This is a genomic window from Candidatus Leptofilum sp., assembly GCF_965223285.1.
Lineage (GTDB): Bacteria > Chloroflexota > Anaerolineae > Promineifilales > Promineifilaceae > Leptofilum.
Map to the genome: position 1 here is coordinate 6,193,882 of NZ_OZ244997.1, position 17,620 is coordinate 6,211,501.

A 17,620-nucleotide genomic window follows, 5' to 3' on the forward strand; every position below is an offset into this window, starting at 1 on the left:
GAGGGATCTGGTGATAAATTCTGATGATGTTTTAATCGCCCTACGCCTCTGGCACGGAGGGGATGCGCCCCATTGGCCAATGGCGAATCTTCGTTTGGGTTTGGCATTAGCTCAAGATGAAGATGACTACGGCACCTTGGCAGAGACGGGTAGGGCAGCAAACAATCGTGCTGTGCTGAGCTTTGGGTTAGATCAATTACGCAGAGCCTCTCCAGAGGCTGAGGAACTATTAAGAGAACGGTTTGAGCACAGGCGGGATGTGCTAACAGTAGCCAACCGCTTAAATATCTCCGAGTCAACCCTTTACTATCGTCAACGGCAGGCAATCTCTCATCTAACTGATATTCTTAATCAGCAAGAGAGTTTAGCCAGCAGCGACTGGCGCAACACAATGGAAACGCGCTTGAGTATCCCTTCATATGAGGCATTAGTAGGCATAGGGGAAGCGGAAGAATTGCTTAAAGGCGCACTATTTCTGGATGATGAACATTTTATCATCTCAATTGACGGTATTGGCGGGTTAGGAAAAACTGCCCTGGCAGACTATTTAGCTCGGCAAATAATCTCAACCACACGATTTGATGAAATTGCCTGGGTAACGGCAAAGCACACGCATTTGTCTATGCTGGGACGGTTGCAAATTGAAAGCGGCCGTCCTGCCCTCACGTTGCCTTTGCTAATCGAGCGACTCTGCAACCAGTTTGGCTTGGATGACAATCCAAATCTGACCCATTTGCAAAGGCAACGCTTGCTGTACAGGTTCATCAAAGAACGGCGTTGCCTGATCATTATCGACAATCTGGAAACAGTAGCGGATTATCAAACGCTCATCCCGGAGCTAAAAAAGTGGCAAAATCCTTCAAAATTTTTGCTTACTTCTAGAATACGCCTTCTCTCGGAACCCGGTATCTTTTCTTATTCCCATAAAGAGCTTAATCAACAAGCGGCATTGCAACTGGTCCGTCAAGAGGCAAAGCGAGGGGGATTTAAAGATTTAACCAGCGCACCTGATAAAGAGGTTATCAAAATATACAAAATTGTGGGGGGTAATCCATTAGCCCTCAAACTAATTATTGGGCAGCTGCGCTTTTATTCTTTGGTTGACGTCTTGAATCGCTTTGCTGCAAATCGGCCAACTGAAACCAACGAGGGGATTTTTGACTATATCTTCCGCGAAATTTGGGAATCGCTTGACAATGAAAGCAAAACTGTCCTAGTTAGCCTGACACAAGCAGGAGAATCCGGTTTTACGCTGGATCATTTGGTGGCGGTCTCAGAATTACCAGAAACGGCCGTTTATAATAGCCTAACTGGTTTAGTCGTATCATCCTTGGTAGACATTGCTGGCACCTTGTTAGAAAGACGCTATCGTTTGCACCGACTGACAGAAATTTTTCTCTTGCGGATGATAGAGGGGGAATAATGGTTGCCTCAGTTGCAATAACTGATCAAGCACGGTGGCGAACTGTACTTGAGCAACAAAAAGTTGCCAACGCGCAACGCTGGCTTACGATTTTGGAATATAGCAACGAGCCAAAAAAGTTAGTTCAAGAAGATTACGATAATTTTCTAAGGGCACTAGAAACAACCCTGCAGAAACCGAAAACATTTGATATTGCTTACAGTCTTTACCAATTACTTTATCCAATTGTATTTGGGTATGCAGATTGGGATCGCTGGCTTGTTTATTCACGCCAGGCACTTCATACAAGCCAGCTTCTTCACATGCAAGATCGTGAAGCCCTTTTACTAGAAAAGGCTGGCGATATTCTTTATCACAAAGGAGATTTAAAAGCATCTGAGGCGAGCTACTTCAAAGCCAGTCAAATCTATGAAGGTTCAGCAAATCCAACATACTATTATCGCACATTAGCCATGCTTGCTACTTTGAAAGATATACAGGGCGAAGTGGAAGAAGGGATTAAACTTTGTCAGAAAGCTGAAACGTTAGCAGAGGCGTCTGGGAATAAATTGGCAATAGCACATGCAAATCTTAACCTCTCAAACATTTATCGAAGAATTCGAAATTGGGAAAAGGCGCAAGAATCAGCCCAAAAAGCCTTTGATCTTTATCAAGGTTTAGATCTCTCTACATTTCTTACAAAAGCATCTATAACCTTAATTTTAACCTGGGCTGAAACAGGCGAATGGAGCAAAGTTGGCCAACTTTCAAATGATTTGATTACGGTTTTAAATTCAACTGGTGATGTACATAATTTAAGCCAACTAAAAAATAATTTGGGTATTTTGGCTTTTGGTCAAGGGAATTACAAAATGGCCGAGGCCACGTGGCAGGAAGCATTACAATTATTGTCCCAGATACAGGAGCCAACGGAGTTGGCGGGCATATATAACAATTTGGGAATGGTTTACACAAAGATGGCGGAGTGGGAAACGGCCGAAGAAATGCTGCTTAAAGCAATTACAGCATATCGTCGGTTTGGGGATTTGTTTAACTGGGCCAATTCTTTAGACAATCTGGCAGACTTGTATGAAGCACGTGGACAAACGGCCGAATTTGAACAAACTTTGCAGGAAGCTATAGCTGGTTTGCAGGTTCTTAAAGATACGCCACATGCCCGTGAACTATTGGAATATATGCAAAAAAGATTGCCTACTAACCAATAATCGCACCATATAATTAGCAAAATTCCACTGATCTTCTAAAAAAAGAGCCTCAATTAAAGCTGCTTTGCAGGTGTTTTGCAGTCCATTTCAGGGCCATTCCATGCCCATATGCTACTATGTTTTCAACGTTGGCGAGTATACACTGATCACATCTATCTACGAATTTATGTAAAGTTAGCTATGTCATCAAATCTACCATCACCCAATCCCTATGCCCAACAATTGGAAACAATTGGTTTTTTGGCTACCGGCATTGCCCACGATTTTAGCAATTTACTCACCAGCATCGTTGGCCAAACATCTTTGGCTTTAGCAACCTTGCCTCAAGACAATGTGGCTCGATCGCACATTGAAAAAGCAATGCAAGCGGCTGAATTTGCAGCAGAGCTCACGCGACAACTGCTTACTTACGCCAACTCAGAAGACGCACCAGATGAATTAATAGATTTGAATCAGTTGGTTAATGACAACATTAGCTTGCTCAACACAATTTTACTCAAAAGCGTATCTTTACAGCTTGATTTAGCAAACAGTCTGCCGCCCATTGAAGCTCGGCGAGCACATATTCAGCAAATCGTTATGAACTTGCTCATTAACGCTGCGGAGTCAATTGAGGATGGCAAAGGGATTGTGTTATTGCGAACGGGGTTGGAAACTATTTGTGACAATGAGAAGCGGTACAGTTTTGTAAACGGCCGTTCTCCCGTCCCTGGTCCCTGTATTTATTTACAAATTACCGACACCGGCTGTGGGATGACCCGGCAACAGCTACAAAAAATCTTCTCCCCTTTCTACACAACAAAGCCAACTGGACGCGGACTCGGCCTTTCAACAGTTTTAGATCTTGTTGGCTTTTACCAAGGGGGCATTACCGTGGAAAGCCAAACAGATTTAGGCACAACTTTCTGCGTTTTTTTGCCGCTGCCCTCTCAATTGGGCTTGATGCCCAAGCAGACATTGCTGCACTAATTTTCCACATCCGCTTCAGTGAGCAACGCCTCTACGGCCGTTTCTGGCACCACATCTTCACCCCCAACCTTCAGCCATACAAGAAACTCCACATTTCCTTCTGCACCGGTAACCGGTGAGCGCGTCAGCCCTTGGACTGCGAAATTATTGGCGCGGAACCAGTGCCACAAATCCAGCAAAACGGCGCGATGAACGGCCGTATCCTTCACAATGCCACCCCGCCCCACCTGCTTGGGTCCTGCCTCAAACTGCGGCTTAATCAAGGCTACAAGGCTGGCATCGTCCGCCAGCCACTGCTTCACTGCGGGCAAAATCAAGCGTAACGAGATAAATGAAACATCAATGGCCACAAAGTTAACTGGCTCGTCCAGCTTTTCCAGATAGCGTGCGTTGGTGCGCTCCATCACCACCACGCGCTCATCCTGGCGCAGCATCCAATCGAGCTGACCGTACCCCACGTCGATGGCGTAGACCCGCGCCGCCCCATTTTGCAACAGCACATCGGTGAAGCCGCCGGTACAAGCTCCCACGTCAGCGCAAATGGCGCCCATCACGTCCAAATTGAACGTCTCTAACGCACCCGCCAGCTTAAATCCACCTCGACCAACGTATGGCAGTGGTGCTTTGAGTTCGATAGCAGATGCAATAGGAACGGCCGTTCCCGGCTTATCCACCATCTTCCCATCCACCAACACCTCGCCTGCCAGAATGATGCCCTGTGCCTTAGAGCGTGTAGACACAAACTCGCGCTCTACTAGCAATTTGTCCAGACGTTCCTTCTTCTTCGCCAAAACTTCACCAAAACCTCAAAAATCTCTGTGGCAATATTAAAGGCGACGAACCCAATCTGCCAAAATATCTGCCAGTGACTGGGTTAACCCAATTTGCGGCTGCCAGCCTGTTTGTGCCTGCAATTTAGCATAGCTACCATACAGGCACGGCGTGTCAGACGGCCGCATGCGCTCTGGGTCTTGTACCACTTCCACTTCAATATCTGCCAGCTCAATCAACGTCTGCAAAATCGCTTCAATTTTCACTGGCCTACCAGAGCAAATGAGATACGCTTCCCCCGGTTGACCTTGCTCCGCCAGCAATTCATAGGCCTTTACGATGTCCCGTACATCCGTAAAATCCCGCTGCGCTTCCAAATTGCCCACCATCATCTGGTTGAGCCGCTGACCTACGCGCATACCAGCAAGCTGGCTGGCAAAATCTGGCACCACAAATCCCAAAGATTGGCGGGGGCCGATGTGGTTAAACGGCCGTGCTTCCACCACGGGCAATTCATAACGCTCCCAAAACAACGGTACGAGCTGCCCTGCCGTCCATTTGCTAATGCCATATGGATGGTTCGGTGCAGGCGGCGTTTGCTCGGTGATGGGCAACATGTCTGGCTTAATTTCACCGTAAATTTCAGCACTGGTCACAATGAGCGTGCGCGGACGGCCGTATTGCACCACCGCCTGAAGCAAATTGGCTGTCCCCACGCTGTTCACCGCCAGCGTCAGGCCCGGCTGCTGCCAGGAACGTGCCGGGTACGCCTGCCCAGCCAAATGATAGACGCGATCTGGTTTTGCTTGGGCAACGGCCGTTTCCAACGATGCCTGATCCAGCAAATTACCAGGAATCCGCGTTACGTTCTCATGCTGTAGCAATGGCTGGTGGCTTGTTTCTGCGTGAACCAGCGAGAAAATCTCATGCCCAGCCGCTACCAAATTTTCAACCAAATGGGACCCAGCAAAGCCAGTAGCACCTGTAATAAAAATTCGCATACGCATCCTTCTGTTGGAAAATCGTTTCCGGCGGGCCATTCATTGACAGCCAACCAAACGGATTATACCTGCCAAATCGCCGCTGGCTAAACCAAACACCGAAGTATAGGCGTGGGGAGAAACGATCTTGCATCTATACCCGCCATCTTTGCAGAGGGCAAACGTATTGCCCACAACCCCCGCTGCAAAGTATAATATTTTTCATGAATCCGGCCCTCGACCACATTGCCCAGACGCTGGCAGCCGATTTAGGTTCTCAGCTAGAAGCAGTTTTTCTTTTTGGTAGCCAAACGGCACAGCAAGTGGCAACGGCCGTTTCCGACACCAATTTTCTTGTCATTACCCAACCAGAAACCAATATCCAAAACATCCGCCAAAGTTTCGCCCCCTTGTGGCAAGAACACAAAATGTTGCTCAAGCGAGGACCGCTGGTCACCAATCGCCACACCCTGTTGAACCATCTGCATCTCAATCCGCAGCTAGCCCTCAACCTGCTTCAACATGGGCAACAGTTAGCAGGTGACCCCTTGTCGCTAGACCTGTTCCGCACGCCAACCAATCCATACGAAATTTACGCCCACCTTACCCAGCAGCTGCTCGACGCTTCTGCTGCACTCGTCCCCAACAGCGACCCAGACAGCAAGCTGCTGCTCAATCGGCTTTTTCGGCAAATTAGCAACCAACCCACTGCCGCAGCAGATACGGCCGTTATCCAATTTAGCACCATACAGCAAGCATTAACGGCCGTACTCAACAAACTGCCTGCGGCCAAAATGTGGCAAAAGGCAGCCCAGCGTGGCTCCACCTCTCCCAACATTCCTGGCTTGCAGGCAATTTACACCGAATCCAAGCGCAACATCTTCGTCTTCAACCAGCTTACGCCTCGGCAAATTAGCCAGATTAATTGGCAAACATTGGCCCAACACCTGCCAGATGCCGACGCTTCATTACATATCACCACCGTCGCCCAATTTTGCCTGATAGCCCTCTACGATAAGGCACTTGACCTGCGCTTTAACAAATATCAGCACAAATGGGGCATCAACTTCCTGGCCAAGCTCACCCCGTCTAGCCACCAAATTTTGCGGCAGGCCGCCCGCGTTCCCTCCCAAATCCTGGTGGATGCGCTGCCCCACAGCATTCTCACGGCCTCCAACAATAGCGATGACACCCTGCACAAGCTCATCCACGATTACCAAAACCAAATGCTCAACGTGCAGCTAGAAAACGAGCTGCTGTTTCGCCTGGGCCTAATTCCCGAAAAATTTACACCGCCCGAACCGCTGCCAGAACGAGATGTCTCTGCCAAATTGCGCCTAGATGCCATCTTCCAGCATTTGGGTTGGTGGGCAGACTTTTACCAAACCGCCCTGCAAACCCCAACGTGACCCAACGCCTGCCCCAGCTTCAATTTCGCAGTGGCGTGCGCCTGCTTCTGTTCATCACACTTATCTGGCTGATTCAGCCCGCGCCGCTGCTCATCGTGCCGGGGCCACCCCAAACTGTGCAAACCAATCATCCCATTGTGGGCGTACACACCCGTCTCACCGACGAAGTGGAAGAGTGGAAAATCCAGCGCAGCCTGGAAATGGTGCGCCAAATGGGGTCCCCCTGGATCGTGGAGCTTTTCCCCTGGGCCTATTACCACGCCGAAGACGGCGGCATTGCCTGGGATCATCCAGATATGGTGATGGAACATGCCCACGCGCAGGGGCTAAAAGTGATTGCCCGCATCGGCCTCACCCCCAGCTGGGCGCGCCCCAAAGAAACCCCCCTCAACTATCTGGACGCTTCCGCCTACGACGATTTTGCCGACTTCGCCGCCCAATTTGCCAGCCGCTACGAAGGCAAGTTGGCGGCCATCATCGTGGGCAACGAACCCAATTTGAGCTTTGAATGGGGCTATCGGGAAGCAACGGCCGTTGACTACACCAACCTTCTCAAAACCGTCTATCCCGCCGTCAAGGCTGTCAATCCAGATGTGCTAGTGCTGGGCGGCGCACTCGCTCCCACTCTGGAACCCGCTGGCTCTCCATGGGGTTTAAACGATTTGAAATATTTGGACCAAATGTACGCTGCTGGAGCCGCCGACTACTTCGATGGGCTGGCCGTTCACACTTATGGCCTCACCTTCCCCGCCCTGGCCGATCCTGGCCCAGAAATCCTCAACTTTCGCCGCGTAGAGCTGGTGCGCGAGGTGATGCTGCGCCACGGCGACGCCGACACCCAAATTTACATCACCGAATTTGGCTGGAACGACCATCCCCGCTGGACGCAGGCGGTGCGCCCCGGCCAGCGCATCCAAAACACGCTCGATGCCTTCACCTACGCCGAAGAGAATTGGCCTTATGTGGAAATGATCGCCATCTGGGCGTTTCGCTTTCCTGCACCAACCAAAAGCATCATGGATTATTATACGCTCGTCACCCCGGAGTTTGTTGAGAAACCAATTTACACCGAATTGCAAAGGTTTACCAGCAATGACTGAATTAGCCGCAGAGTTCACAGAGGAAAAAGAGGATTTGAGAGCAAAAGCCAACTTTACATTGCCTCAGATCGAACTCAGATCGCTTCTCCGCTATGCTAAACTCGGTTCATTTCAAATAAAGAGGAGTGAGCATCCTCAGATGCGAACGGCCAGGACAAGAAGCAGCTTTTTATTGACCGCCGCACTCATCCTAATCGTTCTCCTGCAAATGGGCTGCCAAACAACCGACGACAGCTGGGAACGTGTGCAGGCAGCAGGCGTGCTGCGCGTGGGGCTAGACCCCACCTATCCTCCCTTCGAGGTGGATGACGGCCGCGGCGTCTACGGTCTGGATGTGGATTTGGCTAAGGCGATTGCATCCGATTTGGGGCTAGACGTGCAGTTTGTCTACTTTGGCTACGATGGCCTGTACGATGCCCTGGCAACGGAACAAGTGGACGTGCTCATCTCCGCGCTGGTCATCATTCCGGAGCGGACGCGGGATTTTGCCTACAGCGAACCATACTTTAACGCAGGCGAAATCTTGATCGTCCCGGCAGACAACACCACCATCGAGACAATGGAAGATTTAGGCGGCCAGACGGTAGCGGTGGAACTTGGCAGTTTAGGGCATGTGGAAGCAACGGAATGGGCCAAGCGGGTGGAAGGATTGGAAATTATCACATTTTCTACAGCAGATGAGGCGATTACGGCCGTCCAACAAAACAATGCCCACGCCGCCCTGACTGATGCGATAAGCGGCCGTCTCTTCTTGCGTGAAAACGACGGCCTAAAACGGCTGCCAGAAAGCGTCACCGTAGAACCTTTTGCCCTCGTGGTACGTAGTGAAGACGAGCAGCTACTCACCACGCTCAACAAAAGCCTTATCAACCTGGAGCAGACTGGTCAATTAAGCCAAATCATGTCAGAATGGTTAGATTCTTAAACAGTTAGCCAAAGGATCAGTAATGGATACACTAGATTCGGGGTGTCATCAGTGCGGCAAACTGAAAGCAAAAAGTTTTAAAGATTGCCATTATCGTGACGCACAAACCTGCCCTTATGTGGTAAGTTCATTTAATGTGCCACCCTCTTTTGTTGGCCGTTCCTGGCTTGATTACACAGGTATAGGTGTCACCATCGCGTTAGCCTTAGGGCTGTATTTTCTGTTCACAAGAATTCGATTAGCGATTTGGAATTTTAGTATACCGTGGCTCAACATGATCATGTTTTTGCTGCCCATATATTTTCTTTTCATCTTCTTAGGCAGCAAGGGGCCACGTCAAAAAAATATACCCTTTCTAAAAAAACAACTGACCCACTATTTTAACAATGCACAAGGCGTCGGCTTTGTAGCTTATGAGCAATTTGGCCTGTCAACGTTTTACGGCGTGACTACCATTACCCCTATTACATTCAAAGATAGCGTAGATTTTACGGATAATTATCCAGCCAGCTTACTGGCCGTTGCCGAACTTACGCGCATCGAGGATTTAGTCGAGCGTATGCTGGTTGAACAAAACCTGTCACCACAAATTGTTCAATGGACATTAGTACGATTAGCCGCACAAGATATTATCCATTTGAATCATATTGAGTTAGTGATTTCTAAATTAGGCAATAAGAGCACAACAAAAACGTTGGCCTTTGTGACGCCCAGACCGAAATTGCTAACTTATAAGCCAAATGGATATTTGGAAAGCAGGTTTGTGGCGCAACTAAAACAACAAACAAACGCCGATCAAGCACCGATCTATTGGGGCAGCCTCAGCGTGTATGAATTGGTCTACAACTTATATAAAAAACCAATTTCCGCGCCCAATCAGCAGTTACTCAAGCAGATAGTTAAGGATGCCACCAGTCGTGGCTGGGCGGAACCTACGAAGGTAAAAGGTTTTAAGGCCAAAATGCAAAGCATGAATGTGGTTCTCTGGCGTCTAGCTGCTTCTCATGATTCGCGGATCGTTGCCGAGCGAAAAATATTGGCTATGTTTTATGTAGCAGCTCAAAATGAGTACAAGAAGTTTTTTATGGATGTAGAAACGGCCGTTCAAAAAGCAATACTCGCCCGCAGACGGAAAAGTAATTAATTCCCAATGCTAAGACGTATCAAACTACATTACCTCGCCGAGCTTGGAGCGCACAATAAAATTTTGAGGGAGCGAATGCAAACATTCCAGGTTAACCTACAAAAATCAAGAATACGTACGGCCGTTTCCCTCTTAGCCGGCCTGCTGCTGGCAATTCTAATCCTGACCGGTTCGGCGGAAGCACAAACGAAATCATTTTACTGGGAGCGGTTTGATGTAGAGATCACGCTGCTGGAAAATGGCGACATGGTCATTGAAGAAACGCAGGTGCTCAACTTCTCTGGCGAGCCGTTTACCTTTGGCTACGGCACCATCCTTACTGGCAGCGTGGGCAACAACGACGACATCTTCGACATCCAATTGCGCGAAGGAGATTTAGTTTATCAGGAATCCAGCAGCAACACCCCCGGCACGTTTGAAGTCAGCAAATCCCGCGATGAAGTGCGGATTGATTGGTATTTTGAGCCAGCAGTAGGACAACAAACCTACACCTTCAGCTACGTGGTTCAGGGTGGCGTCATTGTTGGCACGCCGGATGAGGGCAGCGGCGACCAGATTTTCTGGAAAGCGATTCCCTCAGACCATCCTGGGCGCATCCAGAACAGCACCGTCACCATTCGCTTGCCGGAAGGAGTTGAGCCGCAGCGGTACCTTGACGATGGCACCTATCTAATTGAGGGATTGGCGGCTGGGGATTCTAATTTAGTAGAGACAAGAGCGAGTGAAGACGGCCGTATCATCACCTACACCCTCCTCGAACCCCTCTTGCCCGGACAGGCCTTTGAAGTGCGTGTCCAGTTCCCGCACGGCATTCTGGACATCCCCACCCCGGATTGGCAAGCGCGGCAGCAAAACGCCGATGTGTATGGCCTCATCGGGATTGTCATCTCCGTGCTGATTTTGGTCGGCGGGCCGCTGGGCGTGCTGGCCTTGTGGTACGTTCGCGGCCGCGACCCGGAAACGGGGCTCATCGTGCCGGACTATTTGCCCGAACCGCCCTCTAACCTGCGCCCGGCGGTGGTGGGCACACTGGTAGATGAAAAGGCCGACATGCGTGACATCATCTCCACCCTGGTGGATTTGGCGCAGCGTGGCTACCTTAGCATCAGCGAGAACAAGGCGAAAAACCATGTTTTTACGCTGGTAGATGAAAGTAAGGGAGGGTTACGGCCGTACGAAACCCAGTTCCTCAAATCATTTTTTGGCCGCAAAAAGGAGCGCAAGCTATCTGAACTGCGCTACAAATTTGCCAGCAAGCTGCCCCGATTGCGTAAAATGCTCTACGAAGAGCTCATTGCCGAAGGGCTGGTAGACCGTTCCCCAGACAAAGTGCGGAACCGGTACGGCCTTTGGGCAGGGCTGATGGTTTTTATCGGCATGATTGCCTTCTTTATCCCGGTTATTGCCTTGCCAGAAGACGCCGCCTTTGTCGGCTGCTGTGCCTCGATTGCGCTGGGCATCACTGCCCTGTTTGTAGGCGTGGTGGGGCGGCACATGCCCACCAAAACCGCCAAAGGTGCTGAAGAAAAGACAAAATGGGATGCCTTCAAAAAGTATCTCCAAAATATTGAAGAATATGAAGAGCTGGCGCAGGCTGGCGATTTGTTTGAAAAATATTTACCCTACGCCACGGCGTTTGGCCTAGACCGCAGCTGGATTCGCAAATTTTCGGCCGCGCCCTACACGCCAGTACCGCGCTGGTATTACCCGTATGGCTACGGCCGTTCCATCTATCACGGCTCTGGCGGCACAGGCGGCAACAGCGGTGGTGGCAGCACCACCCCATCCCTACCCACCCTCGATTCGGCCGCAGATGGCATGGCAGGTGGGCTGGAATCCATGTCGGCCGGGCTTACGCGAATGCTCAACAGCACCGCCTCCACCATGCGCAGCGTGCGCTCCACCAGCAGCACCGGAGGTCGGAGCTCTGGCAGCTTCAGTGGCGGATTTAGTGGCGGCAGCTCCGGTGGCGGTGGCAATAGGGGCTTTGGATAAAAATTATGGGCAGAACACTAGGACTTATTCTCATCGCTGGCGGCATCATCGTTGGCATTATCATTGTCGTCCTGATGGGCGTTTATCGGGGCGAGGGGCGGCTGACCGCTGGCGGCATGGCGCTGGGCATCACGCTGGGTTTACTGGTGCTAGTGCTGCCACAGTTGGGCTTTGGTGCATTTCTCTTTTGGAAGGGTGGGCAGGATACGGCCGTTGCCGCCCGCGCCCAACAGCAGCGCCAATTGCTAGACATGGTGAAAACACGCGGCCAAATTGCCATTAGTGACCTGGTCATCGAGCTAAACAGCGACCGCGAGACCGTACAGCAAAATCTGTACCAACTCGTGGGGATGGGGCTGTTTTCTGGCTATGTAAACTGGGATGAAGGTATGTTATACTCTCGTCAAGCAACTGAGCTGCATCAGCTTCACAAATGCGAACATTGCGGTGGCGAGTTGGAACTGGCCGGAAAGGGCGTTATTCGCTGTCCCTTCTGCGGCACAGAATATTTTTTAGAAAGGTGACAGTCACTTAAAAAAAGTGTCTCACCAATAGAATCTGGAAAAGTGACTGTCACCTGTACAGTTGCTCTAAAAATCATATTAGAGAGAGGCGACCCAATATGAAAGAACAAATTTCCGACTTATTTAACAAAATCCAGGGCGAATCAACCGGGCTGGGCAATTTACTGAGCAAAATCCCTGGCCTGGATGGCTACATGGAACGCAGCCGTCGGCGCGAAGCAGATCAATTGCTGCGTAAAACCATTGCTGACCGGCTGGAAGGCAGTCGGTTGCAGCTCGGCGGCGTTAGCGAATCGTTGAGCCGCGACATCATCAAGGCAATTGACCACGCCGAACCGCTGGGCCGCGTGGACACGCGCCTGATGGGACTCATCGGCAAGGTGAAAGATGCCCCCCAAGGCTACGCTGGTTTCTTCGATGCCATCAAGGTGAAAGAAGAAGATTTGGCCCGCATTTACGCCTTCGATGAAAATATGCTGAATTTTGCCAACCAGATTGCGGCAGAAACGGGCTTGCTGGCAGCGGCCGTTGATGAAGATGGCGATATTTCCGGAGCGATTCGTGAGCTGGACAACACGCTCAAAGAGGCCAACAGCACCTTCGACGGCCGTGACGAAGTGATCAAAGGCATTGGCGAACCCAACGACATTGACGAGCTAAAAAGCGACTTCTAATTCAAGTAATGGAACCACAGATTACACAGATTAACGCAGATTTTCTTTTACCAACAAAATAATCTGCGAAATCTGCGAAATCTGCGGATTATTTAAGGAGAATTGACTCATGGCAAAAGTATTTGATCGCGTCGCAATTGATTCCTGGCTTCGGGATGAAGTTGTACGAAAATTCCCACCTGGCGGCCTGGGTGATATTAAATTAGGCTCTCCCTGTATTGTGAATCCGGGGGAAACGGCCGTCTTCGTGCGCAGTGGTGAAGCAATGGGAACCTTTGAACCCGGCACACACGTGCTAACCACTGCCAACGTCCCCTTCCTCATGGATTGGGTAGAAAAAGGGCTGTTTGGCGGCAAAAACGTCTTCACCGCCGACGTTTACTACGTCAAAACCACCGACCTGACGATGAAGTGGGGCACCACCCAACCCATCATCATCGAGCATCTGAACCGCCCACCGGGGGCTAGCGCCATCGTGGGCAACGGCACCTACGTGGTGCGCGTCAAGGAGCCGTGGCGCTTCTTGCAGGCCATGGACGCCTTCCGCGAAAGCGTGCGCCAGCCCCAGCTCAAAGATCGCCTCGACCCCAAATTGGCCATCATGATGCAAGACAAGATGAGCGAGCTGGCCATCGCCAAGAATCTCGGCCCGGCGCAGCTGCAATCCTTCTCGCAAGACCTCAATGAACTGCTCATTGGCCTGCTCCAAGCAGAATTTGATGCCTTGGGCATGGTTTTGGTTGACTTTAACATTCGCATGGGGCTGCATCCCAAATCGTTGGAAGTGGTGACCAACATGGGGTACGGCACCAGCTACGTGCAGAAGCAACAGGCAGACGCCTTTGTAGATGCCGCCAACAATCCATCTGGAGGTGGTAACATGGGCGAAATTGGATTTGGCGCGATGGGTATGGCTGCGATGCAGAGTATGCAGCAACAACAGCAGCCCCAACAAGTACAACAGCCGCAGGCTGCACCAACCGCATCTAGTGGCGAAAGTGCAGGTATGCCAGACGTGATGACCCCGCAGCAGGCGGCCGAAATTTTGCAGGTTTCTTATGAAGATGTGGTGGCCGCTATCGAGGCTGGCGATTTGAAAGCCCGCAAGATTGGCAATGCGTATCGCATCAGCAAAGCCAACATGGAAGCATTCCTGGCTGGATGATTTTTTTGCCACAGAGATACCGTGATAAAAATCAAGTGGTACCCTGCAGATTAACAAGATAATTAGGGTCAAACGGCCGTCGATGCTTCAAAACACCAAAAGCCAAATGAACCAGTTTTCGCATCGCTGCCCCCACAATCGTCATGCGGCTCTTGCCCTTGGCGGTCAACCTAGCGACGAGTGCCTGGACAATTGGATTGTGACGCATCGCTGACAAGGCAGGCATATACATCACAGCGCGAAAACGACGATTGCCTATCTTAACCAAACGGCCGGGTCGATGAATGGATGAGCCTGAGTGGTGTTTGCGTGGCGATAGCCCGGCATAGGCTGCCAACTGTCCAGCGGACTCAAACCGGGTTACATCAGGGACTTCGGCCATGAAATTGGCAGCGGTGATGTCACCAATACCAGGAATCGACGTCAACAACTCATGTTGTTGGCCAAGGTCAGGGTCTTGGTCAATTAGGTCACGCATTTGCTGTTCAATCTCAGCAATCTGGTCGTTAAGAAAAGCAATATGGGCAGCAATGTTGGTCAGAACGGTCTCAGAGGTGAGACCAGATTGTTGCCGATTCAGTTCTCGGGTTCGGTCAGCTTTCAACGTTTCCAAACGACGAGACAGGGCTTGCAGCTCCTGCACCTCTGGCGATGGCGGTGCCCATAGGCTTGGGTTTTGGGTGGCACAGAAATGGGCAATCACCTTGGCATCTTGCTGGTCTGTTTTATTGCGTTGAAGCTGGCTCTGGCCATAGGCTTTGATGCGAGCTGGGTTGACCACACTCACAGCATAGCCACATTTGTCTAAGTACATCGCTACCCCTTCACCGTATCGACCCGTGGCTTCAAGGCAGACATGAACCCCTTTGGCCTTTTGCTTCTTGAGCCATTTAGCCAACCGTCGCCAGCCGTCTTTGTCGTTGCTGAAGCTGCCTGTTTTGTAGCGACCTGTTTGATAGAGAGCGACATCTAGCTTATCTTTAGAAATATCGATACCAAGGCTCATCGTTAACATCGGTTCCATCCTTGAGGGTTAACTCTATCCAGCGAACCTTCTTGCGAATTCAAGCTCAACCCTGAAAGTGGCTTTAGATACCGTTCGTCCTCTTGATAGAGTATGCAGCAGGGGCGTTAATCTCTGTGCCGAGTTTGATGACTTTGGTCACAAATGAACATCACCCTGCTGCTTGAGAAGTAATCTGTATACGCTGATTATCTCTCATTTTCAATCATACAAGAACACAGAGGTTCAAGAGTTTTTTCTCTTTTTCCTCTGTGTTCTCTGTGGCTAATCCTTATCGGGTTTCAACTATCGGCCAATGCCGCCTGCCAGAGTGGCAACACGGCCGTTTCCGCCACATCTTGCTGCAACATCCACCCCAAAAAGGTGCCACAATCGTAGCAAAACTGTTCGCTGTCGGTGAGGTTGATTTGGGACGGCCGTTCCCAATCCACAGCCACACGTTCTGCCGGAGCAAACACCAAAATCGCATCGTGTCGCAAAGCGTTCATGCCAGAAATATGAACCGAGATTGGACTTTCTGAATGCACCACGTACCGATTGACCAGAGCAAACCCCGCCTGCCGCAAGGCTACCGTGAGAGCCGCCCACCCTTTGGGGTTCCAATGGTGAAAGGTGAAGATGAAACGGCCGTTTTCAGCCTTCAACACTCGCCTGCACTCGCTAAAAATGCCAGTCATCAACTCTGTGTAGCGGCTTTCGCTGTCTAGCTGGTGTGGGTCTACCGCCGACTGCTGCGTGTCGTAAGCCCAGTTGGCCGCATCTGGCAGCAGGTGGCGCAGCCAAACGCGGAAAAAGGCGGCCAGGTCACTGTACTGCACGCTGTCAAAGTACGGCGGATCGGTCACAATAAAATCCACGCTGCCATCTGGCAAATCGAGTTGGGTGGAAGACCCTTGCAGCAGCATAAACCGTTGGTTGCTATCCAGCGTCATTTCCCTTACGGAATCCACCTCTCCCCCAAAATCCTTCTCACCCACAACCTCCGTAAAATTCCGTTTACTGTTCACCAATAACTGCTCACCAATTACCCGCTCGCGTGGCTTCTGTGCCCATGTACGGCCGTTCCGAATCCGCGACTGAAATAATTTTTGCAGCGTCCCAGACGCTTTGCGCGGGTAAACCGGGTTATTCTCCAGCGCAGTGTACGGAAACGAGTACGCATGGTGCGAAAATGTATGCCGAATGGCCCCCGCCCGCCGCTTGTTTTTGCCTTTATAGCCACACAGCATCGAGTTAAATTCCAGCGACGTGGAGACCAAAAGCCCTAAATTGAGCCGAATCTCAGGGGAAAACTGAGACAGCAGCCGGATAGCGTGGTACAAGAAAAGAAGCTGGCGGCTGGAAAAAAGGTCCAGGTAGTTGTGAATGCCGCGCGGCGTGAGCTGGCGCGATTTACGCCCCGGCTCAATGGCAAAATCGGCCCGGACAAACGGCAGCGTAGGGCGCAGTTTTTCTGCTTGCGCCAGTCGTGCCAAATCATCTGCGTCTGGCACCTTGAATTGCAGTTTTTTTTGCTGCGGGCAGCGCGTGACTAAAACCAGCGGCACGTAGCGCTGGTAAAAGGGTAGCGTCAAATCATCTTCAAACGAAGCAGGCTCGCCAGCAAAAGTTTTGCTACCTTTTTCCAGCAGTGGGGGCTTGTCGCTCGTATTGCAATGGCAAACGGCCGTATCCAGCAAAACCGCGTGGCAGCGTGGGCAAAGCTGGATGGTTGAGCCATCAGATTCTATTCGCAGCACCAGCGAATCCACCATGATGACGGGACGGCCGTTGCATTTTCTTTGAACCCCGTAGAGCGTGTAATTTACGGCCGTTTCTAACCCACTCTCCGGGCAAGTTATCTGGAAAAACGGCGCGATTTCTCGGCGCAACGCCGTGTAAAATTGCTTGTACACTTCCTCTAGAACCACCATGTCCACCGGCGTCAGCGTGGCGCGGGCCTGCAGCACCGGAATCGGCTCCAAATCCGCCCCGATGACGTGCGCCCCCAGCCGGATTGCCTCATGCAGCGTCGTGCCGCCTCCCATCATCGGGTCTAGAATAATTTTGCCTGCCAAGCCGCCCGGCGCATAATAATCTCGCTGCGCCTCGTCGGCCACTAACTGCTTCAAAATCAGCCGGAAGGTGCTGCCGCAGCGTCGCGCCCACCATTTGTGTAAATAGCTGTTGGGGCGATAATGATGCTTGTTATACGCTTCCAGTTGGGCAATCTGGTTGGCAAAATCGGTGTTAAAATGGGTATCAAGTGGTATTTTCATGCTGTGGCTATTTTATGCGCTTGATAGAGAAGTGGGCAAGTATGCACGTGGCAA

Annotated in this window: 15 protein-coding genes; 11 read left to right on the forward strand and 4 right to left on the reverse strand. The window is 50.9% G+C overall.

Features of this window, described 5'->3' with window-relative positions:
• Window positions 1–10 precede the first annotated feature (10 nt).
• The 3 genes from ACOQPU_RS27740 (at window position 11) to ACOQPU_RS27750 (ending at window position 3,597) form a co-directional block, all read left to right on the forward strand.
• Window positions 11–1,423 carry an NB-ARC domain-containing protein gene (locus tag ACOQPU_RS27740; RefSeq protein ID WP_420643072.1) on the forward strand — a complete coding sequence of 471 codons (1,413 nt, stop codon included), beginning with the start codon at window positions 11–13 and terminating at the stop codon, window positions 1,421–1,423.
• Window positions 1,423–2,628: a tetratricopeptide repeat protein gene (locus tag ACOQPU_RS27745; RefSeq protein WP_420643073.1), complete on the forward strand. Its 1,206-nt coding sequence runs from the start codon at window positions 1,423–1,425 to the stop codon at window positions 2,626–2,628. The genes ACOQPU_RS27740 and ACOQPU_RS27745 overlap by 1 nt, the downstream gene beginning before the upstream one ends.
• Before the next feature lie 180 nt (window positions 2,629–2,808).
• The gene (locus ACOQPU_RS27750) at window positions 2,809–3,597 is read left to right on the forward strand and encodes a sensor histidine kinase (RefSeq protein WP_420643074.1); all 789 of its coding nucleotides are present in this window, start codon (window positions 2,809–2,811) and stop codon (window positions 3,595–3,597) included.
• Here ACOQPU_RS27750 and ACOQPU_RS27755 read toward each other — a convergent pair.
• Window positions 3,594–4,388 carry a TlyA family RNA methyltransferase gene (locus tag ACOQPU_RS27755; RefSeq protein WP_420643075.1) on the reverse strand — a complete coding sequence of 265 codons (795 nt, stop codon included), beginning with the start codon at window positions 4,386–4,388 and terminating at the stop codon, window positions 3,594–3,596. The two genes, ACOQPU_RS27750 and ACOQPU_RS27755, sit on opposite strands and share 4 nt — an antisense overlap.
• Window positions 4,389–4,424: 36 nt before the next feature.
• Window positions 4,425–5,369, reverse strand: coding sequence for a GDP-mannose 4,6-dehydratase (locus ACOQPU_RS27760; RefSeq protein WP_420643076.1), 945 nt, complete (start codon window positions 5,367–5,369; stop codon window positions 4,425–4,427).
• Window positions 5,370–5,572: 203 nt separating this feature from the next.
• Here ACOQPU_RS27760 and ACOQPU_RS27765 point away from each other — a divergent pair, with 203 nt between their 5' ends.
• From ACOQPU_RS27765 to ACOQPU_RS27800, 8 genes are all read left to right on the forward strand, one after another.
• Window positions 5,573–6,757 carry a hypothetical protein gene (locus ACOQPU_RS27765; protein ID WP_420643077.1) on the forward strand — a complete coding sequence of 395 codons (1,185 nt, stop codon included), beginning with the start codon at window positions 5,573–5,575 and terminating at the stop codon, window positions 6,755–6,757.
• Entirely contained in the window at window positions 6,754–7,857 is a 1,104-nt protein-coding gene (locus ACOQPU_RS27770) for a hypothetical protein (RefSeq protein WP_420643078.1), read from the forward strand. The genes ACOQPU_RS27765 and ACOQPU_RS27770 overlap by 4 nt, the downstream gene beginning before the upstream one ends.
• Window positions 7,858–7,996: 139 nt before the next feature.
• Window positions 7,997–8,782: an ABC transporter substrate-binding protein gene (locus tag ACOQPU_RS27775; protein WP_420643079.1), complete on the forward strand. Its 786-nt coding sequence runs from the start codon at window positions 7,997–7,999 to the stop codon at window positions 8,780–8,782.
• A 22-nt stretch (window positions 8,783–8,804) separates the two neighbouring features.
• Entirely contained in the window at window positions 8,805–9,926 is a 1,122-nt protein-coding gene (locus tag ACOQPU_RS27780; RefSeq protein WP_420643080.1) for a hypothetical protein, read from the forward strand.
• 75 nt (window positions 9,927–10,001) lie between these two features.
• A complete protein-coding gene (locus ACOQPU_RS27785) occupies window positions 10,002–11,921 on the forward strand; it encodes a DUF2207 family protein (RefSeq protein ID WP_420643081.1) in 1,920 nt (639 codons plus the stop codon).
• A gap of 5 nt (window positions 11,922–11,926) precedes the next feature.
• A complete protein-coding gene (locus ACOQPU_RS27790) occupies window positions 11,927–12,445 on the forward strand; it encodes a hypothetical protein (RefSeq protein WP_420643082.1) in 519 nt (172 codons plus the stop codon).
• A gap of 98 nt (window positions 12,446–12,543) precedes the next feature.
• Window positions 12,544–13,119: a hypothetical protein gene (locus ACOQPU_RS27795; protein ID WP_420643083.1), complete on the forward strand. Its 576-nt coding sequence runs from the start codon at window positions 12,544–12,546 to the stop codon at window positions 13,117–13,119.
• Window positions 13,120–13,228: 109 nt separating this feature from the next.
• On the forward strand, window positions 13,229–14,284 hold the full coding sequence (locus ACOQPU_RS27800; protein ID WP_420643084.1) for an SPFH domain-containing protein: 1,056 nt from the start codon (window positions 13,229–13,231) through the stop codon (window positions 14,282–14,284).
• A 31-nt stretch (window positions 14,285–14,315) separates the two neighbouring features.
• Here the strand turns inward: ACOQPU_RS27800 and ACOQPU_RS27805 are convergent, their stop codons facing one another.
• Together ACOQPU_RS27805 and ACOQPU_RS27810 are read right to left on the reverse strand one after the other, a co-directional pair.
• Complete coding sequence (locus tag ACOQPU_RS27805; protein WP_420642832.1) at window positions 14,316–15,299, reverse strand: IS110 family transposase; 984 nt, start codon at window positions 15,297–15,299, stop codon at window positions 14,316–14,318.
• Window positions 15,300–15,589: 290 nt separating this feature from the next.
• Window positions 15,590–17,566 carry a DNA methyltransferase gene (locus ACOQPU_RS27810; RefSeq protein ID WP_420643085.1) on the reverse strand — a complete coding sequence of 659 codons (1,977 nt, stop codon included), beginning with the start codon at window positions 17,564–17,566 and terminating at the stop codon, window positions 15,590–15,592.
• Window positions 17,567–17,620: the final 54 nt, after the last annotated feature.